Source organism: Halocola ammonii, assembly GCF_049334165.1.
Taxonomy (GTDB): Bacteria; Bacteroidota; Bacteroidia; order Flavobacteriales_D; family Sanyastnellaceae; genus JBEGHD01.
Genome location: NZ_JBEGHD010000003.1, coordinates 58,019 through 68,606, shown reverse-complemented (window position 1 = coordinate 68,606; position 10,588 = coordinate 58,019). Strand labels below are relative to the sequence as shown.

Below are 10,588 nucleotides of genomic sequence, written 5' to 3'. Positions count from 1 at the left end.
AGATAGGATTTTGTCCTAAAGTCAAGCGTCAAATTTATGGATAATCAAAACGGTGTTCTGTAGGAATTTATTGAAATGTGAACACCTGAAGGTGAGAAGTAATTGGATTCTTGCGGCTAGTGCTTCTAGTTTGGGTTAGCAGTCGTCTCAGCTTTGGTCGAGTTGCTTTCCACTAGTTCCACTATTTGTTTCATCATGAAGTTGAACTGTTCTTCGATAGTGAGATCAGTGTTGTCCAAAACGATGGCGTCATCGGCTTGCCTGAGTGGATCGGCAGAGCGGTTAGAGTCTGTGTGATCTCGCGTTGTGATGTTTTCCATGACTTCGTCAAAAGTCACGTCAACTCCTTTTTGCTTCAATTCTTCAAATCTTCGCTGAGCACGAACTTCAGGAGCGGCATTCATAAAAAACTTTACCTCGGCATGTGGCAAAACTACTGTGCCTATATCTCTACCGTCCATCACAACTCCTTTTGACTCTGCCATGCGCTTTTGAAGTCTCACTAGCTTTGAACGAACTTCGCGAATATTGCTCACAAGACTTACGCTGCGCGAAACCTGCATGCTGCGAATGGCTTTTTCCACATTCTTGGCGTTCAGGTAAGTTTCACTCTGCATGGTGTCTGTGTTGTACTTAAAGGTGATGTAGACGTTGTCCAGAGCGCGAATCAGACCTTCGGTGTCAACCTCGTTGTTTTTGATCAAATTGTTTTGGAGGGCGTAGAGCGTCATGGCTCTGTACATTGCACCTGAGTCGATGTAAATGTAGTTGAGTGCTTTGGCGAGTGCCTTTGCAAGTGTGCTTTTACCACAGCTCGAATAGCCGTCAATAGCAATGTTGATCTTCTTTTTCACCGGAACCGCGTTTTGGAAGGTAAATATACCTGAATTGATGGCTCAGGTCAAAAGGAATCGGTTATCAATTGGATCGGAAAAACGTAATCCGCACATTACCAACTGCTGAGGTTGGTAGTCAGCGTGAAGTGATTCGAAGGCCCTGCCAGGTGATAGCTTGCTCTTCCGTAGCTAATCTCGAACCTTGAGATTTTAAATCCAACGCCCCAGCTCAGCCCTGCTGTGCCGGGTCTGTCGTTGATTTTCAGCTCTTGCCTTCTGCGGTAATTGTAGCCCAACCGAACGTTGATGTTCTCTGTGATCAAAACTTCTGCACCGAGCACGATGTGTCTCATGAGCTTGTCGCCAAATTCGAAGGAATTGTCTTCTACTACTTCCCCGGAAACCGGATCTACTTCGGGCTGATCATTTGGATTGTCGTAAGTGAGATCCCACTGCTGGAGGTTTTCCGCAATCACAGTGAAGCGGAATGGTGCGTGTTTAAGTTTTTTCGAAATTCCAACCTGAATTTCAAAGGGCATCTCCTCGACATTGTCGCTTGTGTAGTTGTTGAACTGGTAGCCAATATTTTTCATGACCAGCGCGGCAGTGAACCTTCGTTTTTTGGAATGATAAACACCGGCAAGATCTACAGCACCGCCTAAGGCTGAGTAGTCAACCAGAGTGGAGTAGATCACTTTGGCGTTTGCTCCGATTGTAAAATTCGTATCAATTTTATAACCCGCACCAACGATAAAAGCATAATCGCCAGCAGTGAAAGAACCCGTTTCTTCACCGATAAAATTCGTTTCTGTGAAATCGCCAAAATTGGCGTATTGGATAGTGGCGGCCATGGTGAGAGCCGAATCAATATTTTTTGCGTAGCTGGCAAATCCAAAATTTACGTCCGAGAAATAGTTGACGTAGCTGAGAGCTACTTGATTTGACGTAGCGCTATCGAGAAGTGCAGGATTGTAAATCGCCAGGTTGAGGTCGCTGTCTTTTACCGCGATGTTGTTTCCTCCAAGGGCTGCAACACGAGCCGAGCTGGGAACATTCAAAGACTGAAAGATTGTTTGTCCACCCAGTTGAGCCTGAGCGACAATCGAACAGAGAGCTAAAACGGTTGAAAGAAATATAGTCCGCACTAACTTTAGTTTTGGTATTAATCTCGGTTGTTGAACAGCAAAGGAACGCGAGGTTTGAATCAATATTTTGCAGCTATGGCCGCTTTTAAAAAATTAATCCCCGAAGATCTAAAATCTCCGGGGATTAGAGCAAGTCTGCAAATGATTTTTATCCCATCACTTTTACGGGATTGGTAACTTTCTCTTTCAATAGCGAGTGTTCGATCACATCGATCATTTCTTCAACGTAGTGAAATTCGAGGCCTTTGAGGTATCGATCATTTATCTCTTCTACGTCCATTCTGTTTCTCTCGGAAAGCACAATCTCTTTAATTCCAGCGCGCTTGGCTGCGAGTATCTTTTCTTTCACACCACCAACAGGAAGCACTTTTCCACGAAGTGTGATCTCACCAGTCATGGCCAGGAATTTCTTTACTTTTCGTTGAGTAAATGCTGAGGCGAGTGCTGTGAGAATTGTAATCCCGGCTGATGGGCCATCTTTTGGAATGGCTCCCTGTGGGACGTGAACGTGCACATTCCACTTGTCGAAAATGTCCTGATCGAGATTTAATCGGTCGCTGTGACCTTTTAAGTATTCGAGTGCGATCATGGCCGATTCTTTCATCACATCACCCAGGTTACCGGTTAGGGTCAACTTGCCTTTTCCTTTAGTGAGACTCGTTTCAATAAACAGAATGTCACCACCGGTTGGCGTCCAGGCAAGACCAGTTACTACGCCCGCCACATCGTTGTTCTGATATTTATCTTTTTCGTGTGAAGGACCGAGAATTGCTGGCAGTTCGTCTGGTTTAATCTCAACCTTGAACTTTTCTTCCAGGGCAATTTGTTTGGCTCGATTCCTAACCAGTTTCGATATTCTTTTTTCCAACCCTCGCACGCCCGACTCATTTGTATACGTTTCGATGATGGTTTCAAGCGTGTCAGGGTTAATTTTTATCTGATCCTCTTTCAGGCCGTTTTCACGCAATTGTTTTGGGATGAGATGCCTTTTGGCGATTTCGATTTTCTCTTCCACCGTGTAGCCTGTGACGTCAATAATTTCCATTCTGTCGCGAAGTGCCGGCTGAATCGTATTCAAAGAGTTACAGGTGGCCAGGAACATCACTTTTGACAGGTCGTATTCCAGCTCCACATAGTTGTCGTAAAACGTGGTGTTCTGTTCGGGGTCAAGTACCTCGAGTAGGGCAGAAGATGGATCGCCCTGGTGACTCTTACCCAGTTTGTCGATTTCATCCAAAACAAAAAGTGGGTTTGAAGTTCCGGCTTTTTTGAGGTTTTGCATGATTCGTCCTGGCAATGCACCGATGTAAGTTTTTCTGTGACCGCGGATTTCGGCTTCGTCACGCACTCCACCAAGAGACATTCTTAGGTACTTCCTTCCCAGAGCTTCGGCAATAGATTTACCAAGCGAGGTTTTACCAACTCCCGGAGGTCCGTGCAAACAGATGATTGGCGCTTTCATGTCGCCTTTCAACTTCAAAACAGCGAGGTGCTCCAGAATTCGTTCCTTCACTTTTTCAAGGCCGTAGTGGTCTCTGTCCAAAACTTCCTGAGCGTGCTTTAGGTCGAAGTTGTCTTCGGAGTATTCTTCCCAGGGCAAATCCAGCAGCATATCCACGTAGTTTGCCTGAACGGAAAATTCTGCGCCTTGTGGATTGGTCCGCTCGAGGCGCGAAATCTCTTTTTCAAAAGCCTTGGCCACGTGTTCTGGCCATTTTTTCTTTTTGGCTTTTTCGCGCTTCTCTTTTATTTCTTCCTGAATTGGATTGTTCCCTAGTTCTTCCTGAATAGTTTTCATCTGCTGGTGCAGATAGTACTCGCGTTGCTGTTTGTCGATATCGGTCTTTACCTTCGACTGGATATCGGTTTTGAGCTCGAGCATTTGAATTTCCTTGTTGAGGTGCTTCAAAACTTGCTGAGCACGCTCTTCGAGATTTGTGAGCTCCAGCAGTTTTTGCTTCTCCTTCACCGATGCATTCATGTTGCTCGAAATGAAGTTAGCGAGGAAAGAAAGGCTCTCGATATTCTGAATAGCAAAACTCGCTTCAGAAGGAATATTTGGCGAGAGGTTGATGATTTTCTGCGAGAGCTCTTTCAGGGCTTGTTGGAGAGCGTCTAAGTTGTCCGATTTCTCAACCTTCAAATCGGGATGTGATTTCACCTTTGCCTTGAGGTAAGGATCTTCGTGCACAATCTCTTCCAGCTCAAACCTCTTTTTTCCCTGAATGATCACAGTCGTGTTTCCATCAGGCATTTTGAGTGTTTTGATGATGGTTGCTACTGTTCCGATTTTGTTCAGGTCATCAAATTCCGGCTCTTCAACACTTTCGTCTTTTTGCGAGACAGCCCCAATAGTCTTGTCACCTTTATTGGCGTCCTGAATCAATTTGATGGATTTGTCTCTTCCTACGGTAATTGGAATAACAACACCCGGGAAAAGTACCGTATTGCGCAGGGGCAAAATCGGTAGTTCTGCAGGAGTGTCTTCCCGGTTCATCTCCTCTTCATCCTCTGCCGTGATCAATGGGATAAAGTCGTTGTCTTTCCCATCTCCCATTTTCAAAATTATATCGTCAAAATTCATATTTGTTGTCGTTGTTTTTTGGCAGTCGGATGTGGTCAATTGATATGCCAACCAGCAAGTACTGCAATTCTGTCGTAGAAGTTGTGAGAAAGCCAGAAAATGTGGCGCAAAAAAAATTGGATTCAGCGGGATTTTAGAATGAATGGCGTGTGTTTTCGAAAATGTATTTCAGAATTTCACGATCGGTTTCTTCCAGTTCGAGATTTCTTCTGGCATAAACCGTTTCGGCCACGTCCAGAGCTTTATCCAGATTGTATTCTTCCCAGGTGTTTTCGCCACCCCACGAAAATGAAGGGATGTATTTTGGAGGAAAGCCTCCTCCAAAAATATTGGCATTCACTCCTACCGTAGTGCCGGTATTAAACATGGTGTTGATTCCGCATTTGCTGTGATCACCCATGAGAAGTCCGCAAAAAATGAGCCCGGAGCTAGCGTAGTCTTCTTTTTGAAAATCCCAGATTCTGACACTTCCGTAGTTGTTTTTGAGGTTGGAGCAGTTTGTGTCAGCTCCGAGGTTGCACCACTCACCAATTACAGAGTTTCCCAAAAATCCATCGTGAGCTTTGTTGGAGTAGCCCTGAAAAACGCAATTGTTTACTTCGCCTCCAATTTTGCTCCAGGGCCCCACGGTGGACGCTCCATAAACTTTGGCTCCCATTTTCACTACCGAATGATCGCAAAGGGCGAGTGGTCCGCGAAGCATTGCTCCCTCCATTACTTCCACGTTTTTACCAATGTAAACTGGTCCTGAACTGGTGTTGATAGAGCAGAGTGGAACCTTGGCGCCTTCTTCGAGAAACAAGTCTTCAGGTTTGCCAATGTGATGAACAGAATCGGAGAGCTTGAGAGAAGTTCGTCCTTTGGTGAGCAATTTAAAATCGAAACTGATGGCTTCTCTGTTTTTAGAGAAAATGTCGGTAATCTGTTTAACCGAGAAAAGAGTGTTTTTAGGTGTGTATTCTCTTCTTTGGGTGTTTTCGCTTTCTGATTCAGGATCAAAGGATTCGGCACTTTTCTTACCAAGTCGGCAGGCCAAAATGGTGTTGCCACTTGTGAGGCAGGTGTTGAGCTCCAGGTTGTGAATGTGCGCAATCAACTCACTGTCAGGAATTATTCGGGAGTTGATCAGAATATTATTGTCTGTGTAAACACCGTGGTATTTTTTCCCCAGATATCTTCTTTCCTCAATCAGATGACAAGAAGTGGAACTTTTAAGCATCAACTCCCATTTTTCTTTGAGTGTAGAAATGCCAAACCGCAAGTTGGATAAGTGCCTCGTGAGCGAGAGCGGTCGAAACTTAATTTCTCTATTGTCTTCGAAAAGAAGGTAATTATTCATGGAGCAATCTGTGTTTTTGGTTAAATATTTCTCCGTATGGGTAAAACAATTCTACAATTTTACGGTATTTAAGAGATATTCGGTGAACTTATCGACAGCACTTCTTGTTCAAGTATCTTGTGTAAGTCAGCCGCTGTAAAATTGCAACTAAATTAAAATGGCAGAGTTTTCCATCAAAGATCTGGAGAGTCTATCCGGAATCAAAGCGCATACTATTCGCATGTGGGAGCAGCGTTATGACCTGCTCAATCCCGGACGAACAGATACAAATATTCGTTTCTATCGCGATGAGGACTTAAAGCTCCTTCTTAATGTTTCGCTGCTCTGTCAAATGGGTTACCGAATTTCCAAGGTGGCTAAGATGAGCGAAGAAGAGATGAGCAAGATTATAGCCGAAAGTGCTTCGGTGGATTCCGAAGAAAGTCACCTTCTCAACATCATGAAATTGGCTATGCTCAACTACGATGAGTTGCTATTCAATAATGTGATGGATCGCTTTCTTGCAGACCACGATGTGGAGCAAGCTTTCAAATCGATTTTTATTCCTTTCCTCAGCCAGATCGGAGTGCTTTGGCAAACCAGCGCTATTTGTCCGGCCCAGGAACATTTTGTTTCTAATCTTATCAGGCAAAAGGTGTATACTTATGTAGATGCCCTTCCTGTTGAGGTAAGGGATGACCAAAAGATCTACGTGTTGTATCTGCCAGAGGAAGAAATGCACGACCTGGGTCTTCTCATGTTGCACTACGTTTTCCGGTTTGCAGGTCATCGCAGTATTTTTCTTGGACAAAATGTACCTCTGAGTGATCTCGATCAGGTTGTTGATCGACTGGGTCCTGTTACATTTGTCTCATTCCTTACAAGTTGTCATGTTCAGGGTGATATTGAGAAATATTTTACACACCTTGTGGAGTCTTTTGCTGATACGAATTGCACATTTCACTTTACAGGTGCTGCAACTGTCGGTAAGACAAGCCCACGTAAAGAACTGATACGCATACACGACAGCGCGGAGTCTATTTTGTCTTCTCTCGTATAAAAAATTATTCCCCCGGTTTTTGATATTAATCTGTCGGATTAGAGCCCGTAACATTGATTTGATCAATGTGTTTTGTTGTGGAATAATAAGAACACGTTGTTTAAGTGTTAATCAAAAAAAGTTCAACAAAAATTTGGTTCGTATCCATTTATGTTTAATATTTGCTTTGAATTGTTAAACAAAAACCAGAAGTCATGTCAACATTAGAATTCGGAGATCTTCTCACAAGCAACGCACAGTACTTAAGAGGTTTTGCTCTTAAATTTACAAGAGATGGGCAGGCAGCAGACGATTTGCTGCAAGATACTTTCCTTAAAGCATTTCGTTATAAAGACAATTTTCAGGAGGGGACCAATATTAAAGGTTGGTTATATACCATCATGAGAAATATCTTCATCAATAATTACAAAAGAAAGGTGTTTCAAAACACGATTACCGACTCAACGGATAACAACTACTACATCAACTCTTCATTGAACTTCTCATTTGATAGTATTTCATCACAAATCAGTGAGAAAGATATTTGGAAAGAGATTAATGATTTGAGTGATGATTACAGAATTCCATTCTCAATGTTTTTGGAGGGTTATCACTACGATGAAATTGCTGATACTCTTCAAATTCCGATGGGTACAGTGAAATCGAGAATTTTCCACGCCAGAAAGAAATTGACTAGAAAGTTAAAGGATTTTAGATTCTAAAGAAGTTTGACATTTCCCGGATCTCGGGCTTTAAAATCTGGATTCATTAATGATTGCCAGAGCAGACTTCTGATTATCAAAATACAAGATTATAGAAAGCCCTCACCTATAACAAAAATTAGGTCAGAGGGCTTTCTTGTTTTACCAGTTTTGCCAAAAAAACTACTTTTGAATTCAACAAATGGGCAACCATTTGGAGGTGTCGCTGGTCATTGACATAGACACTGAAAAATTCAATAGACCTTAAGAAAGCCATCTTGAAATTATGAGATCGACCACTATAAAATTTATTGTGGCCTCCTTGGCCATTTTCTCATTTCTCACATCATCTGCACAGATTGATGTCGACAACACTCTGACTGTCGAAGAGTACGTTACTCAGTTTTTGATTGGTGAAGGAGTGGAGGTTTCCAATATTACATTTAATGGAATGCCTGGAGATCAGGTCTCAGTCTATGTCGGTTCTTTCCAAAATGCCAGCGATGAAATAACACTTGAGGAAGGAATGATCATGGCCTCTGGAGGGGTTACTGTGGCTTTAGGACCAAACGAGTCTGGGTCATCTAGTGGTCCGGGAACAACTAACTACAACGATAGCGATTTGGAGCAAGCTGCAAATTCTACAAACCTGAATGATGAGGCAGTTGTTGAATTTGATTTTGTTCCGCAAGGTGACTCGATTAAGTTCAACTACGTGTGGGCATCAGAGGAGTATCCCGAATTTGTAAATAGCTACAACGACATTTTTGGATTTTTTCTAAGTGGACCTGGTATAAATGGCCCTTATTCTAATAATGCTGAGAATATTGCAATTGTACCCGGTACAAATCTTCCTGTTTCGATTAACAACATCAACAATGGAAACGATGGTGTTTCCGGCCCGTGTGTGAATTGTGAGTATTATGTCGATAATAACTATGACTTTGGTGGAGGCCCAACTCCATATAATATTCAGTTTGACGGCTTCACGGTTCCTTTGCAAGCCTCTGCCGAGGTGCAGTGCGGAGAAACTTATCACATTAAGCTTGCAATTGCCGATGCGATAGACACCGGGTTTGACTCTGCAATATTCCTTGAAAACAACAGCTTTACCAGTCCCGAGATTATCAATGTAGTTCTTGGAACAGGTGTAGATGGAGATAACACTGTGTACGAAACCTGTCCACCAAGTGAATTAATTTTTTCACGTGCTGAAGGCGGAGGAGATGACTGGGTAGAAATAGTTTATGGCGGAAATGCTGAAGCGGGCGTGGATTATGCAGAATTGCCTGACAGCTTGTTTTTTGCTGAAGGCACCAACGAAATTATTCTTGACCTTGAGATTTTTGAAGACGATGTAGTGGAAGGACTAGACTCACTAACCATGTCTGTTTTAAATTATGTCGAATGTACAGACGACTTCATTGAGACGAACTTTACAATTTTTATTCAGGATGAACTTGAAGGTGAAATTGTGGAGGATGACTTTATTCTGGGATCGTGCAGTGAAACTTTTACTCTTACCAGCGATGTTTATGCCGGCAGACCGGAAATCCTTTACGAATGGGTAGATGATAATGGAAATGTCCTGAGCACGGATCCAACTCTAACGACACAATTGGATCAGGAAACAACCTATACACTCACCTTATCGGATCAGTGCGACACGGAAGTTGTTGATGAAGTAACGGTTACTCCCGGAGATCTTCCAGTTATAGATAATATGCCAAATACAGTAGACGTCACATGTGTCGATACAACCTCATTCTTTCCTGAGGTGAGTGGAGGACTTGGCGAATACACTTATTCATGGCTAGTGGATGGCGCTGAGCAAAGTTCAGATACCACTTTTACCATTAATGTAAGTGATACTACTAACATTACTTTGATTGTAACTGATGAGTGTAATGCTGCGGATACGGTTACAACTGTGCTCGAATACCAGCCAACGCCCATCAATATTGATATTGGAGAAGATGTGGATGCATCCTGCGTTGATCAAACTGTGCTTTTCCCAGACATTGAAGGAGGAGAAGTACCTTATTCATATCTGTGGCATGTTGATACTCTGGTTTATGATTCAACGGCTCAGATTACCGTTCAGTCTTATGAAACCGTTCAGGTCACTCTATTTATGGAAGAGGCCTGCGGGTACACGGCTCAGGACAGTATGATTATTAATATTCCTGACAATCCGATGGATATCACTCCAGTTGAGGACACGCTAATTTGCGAAGGAACACCAGCAACTCTAAGTGCAATTGCCGAAGGCGGTGAAGGTGGGTTTGAGTATTTCTGGTCGCCTTCAGGTCTTGTGGGACAACAAGTGGAAGTGTGGCCTGACGGACCAACTATCTATGAGGTTACCGCAGTGGACATCTGCGAAGATTCTATTTCTGCTGAAGTGGAAGTAGACATCGACTACGTGCAAGCTACGATCGACCGTCAACTTCTCACGGATACAGAAATTCAGTTTGCAGGTGGAACCGTTCCAGAATGCGAGAACTGCACTTACGAGTGGAATTTTGGCGATGGTGGATCGAGTTTGTCACAAGATCCGATTCACGAGTTTGACGGGTTGCAGGAATACGTTACAGAATTAACGGTGACAACCGAAATCGGATGTGTCAGCTCTACTACTATAAATATCGATCCACCGGTTTCGATTTACATTCCGAATGCATTCTCTCCTAATGGAGACGGTATAAACGAGTACTTTCAGGTTGAATCCCAGGGGGTCAAAAAATTTGAAATGTACATTTTCAACCGTTGGGGTGATGTAGTATTCCAGACAGGAAATCCTAAAGACAGATGGCTAGGTGAGGTGAATGACGGAGATCACTATGCGCTTAATAACATTTACACCTACGTAATTACCTATGAAGGAGTAAATGAGGTTGAAGAAACACGCACGGGTACGATTACCATAATTAGATAAGTCAGCTTTTTTCTCGCAACTTAATCA

Annotated in this window: 7 protein-coding genes; 3 read left to right on the top strand and 4 right to left on the bottom strand. The window is 43.1% G+C overall.

Annotation, left to right across the window (positions count from 1 at the left end; translation table 11 throughout):
* Positions 1 to 125: 125 nt before the first annotated feature.
* From cmk to ABHV44_RS04045, 4 genes are all read right to left on the bottom strand, one after another.
* The gene (gene cmk / locus ABHV44_RS04060; protein ID WP_459073378.1) at positions 126 to 854 is read right to left on the bottom strand and encodes a (d)CMP kinase; all 729 of its coding nucleotides are present in this window, start codon (positions 852 to 854) and stop codon (positions 126 to 128) included.
* Between the two features lie 95 nt (positions 855 to 949).
* A complete protein-coding gene (gene porQ, locus ABHV44_RS04055) occupies positions 950 to 1,981 on the bottom strand; it encodes a type IX secretion system protein PorQ (RefSeq protein ID WP_459073377.1) in 1,032 nt (343 codons plus the stop codon).
* 148 nt (positions 1,982 to 2,129) lie between these two features.
* Entirely contained in the window at positions 2,130 to 4,565 is a 2,436-nt protein-coding gene (gene lon, locus ABHV44_RS04050; RefSeq protein WP_459073376.1) for an endopeptidase La, read from the bottom strand.
* Positions 4,566 to 4,698: 133 nt separating this feature from the next.
* Positions 4,699 to 5,904: a GlmU family protein gene (locus ABHV44_RS04045; RefSeq protein ID WP_459073375.1), complete on the bottom strand. Its 1,206-nt coding sequence runs from the start codon at positions 5,902 to 5,904 to the stop codon at positions 4,699 to 4,701.
* Between the two features lie 157 nt (positions 5,905 to 6,061).
* On the opposite strand from ABHV44_RS04045, the gene ABHV44_RS04040 reads away from it, so the two are divergent.
* The 3 genes from ABHV44_RS04040 (at position 6,062) to ABHV44_RS04030 (ending at position 10,561) form a co-directional block, all read left to right on the top strand.
* Complete coding sequence (locus ABHV44_RS04040; RefSeq protein ID WP_459073374.1) at positions 6,062 to 6,943, top strand: MerR family transcriptional regulator; 882 nt, start codon at positions 6,062 to 6,064, stop codon at positions 6,941 to 6,943.
* Between the two features lie 194 nt (positions 6,944 to 7,137).
* Positions 7,138 to 7,644, top strand: coding sequence for an RNA polymerase sigma factor (locus tag ABHV44_RS04035; protein ID WP_459073373.1), 507 nt, complete (start codon positions 7,138 to 7,140; stop codon positions 7,642 to 7,644).
* A 265-nt stretch (positions 7,645 to 7,909) separates the two neighbouring features.
* Positions 7,910 to 10,561, top strand: a complete 2,652-nt coding sequence (locus ABHV44_RS04030) for a choice-of-anchor L domain-containing protein (RefSeq protein ID WP_459073372.1) — start codon at positions 7,910 to 7,912, stop codon at positions 10,559 to 10,561.
* Positions 10,562 to 10,588: the final 27 nt, after the last annotated feature.

Coding starts and splice junctions, on each gene's coding strand:
- lon (WP_459073376.1), bottom strand. CDS start 4,565: ATGAATTTTGACGATATAATTTTGAAAATGGGAGATGGGAAAGACAAC.
- ABHV44_RS04045 (WP_459073375.1), bottom strand. CDS start 5,904: ATGAATAATTACCTTCTTTTCGAAGACAATAGAGAAATTAAGTTTCGA.
- ABHV44_RS04040 (WP_459073374.1), top strand. CDS start 6,062: ATGGCAGAGTTTTCCATCAAAGATCTGGAGAGTCTATCCGGAATCAAA.
- ABHV44_RS04035 (WP_459073373.1), top strand. CDS start 7,138: ATGTCAACATTAGAATTCGGAGATCTTCTCACAAGCAACGCACAGTAC.
- ABHV44_RS04030 (WP_459073372.1), top strand. CDS start 7,910: ATGAGATCGACCACTATAAAATTTATTGTGGCCTCCTTGGCCATTTTC.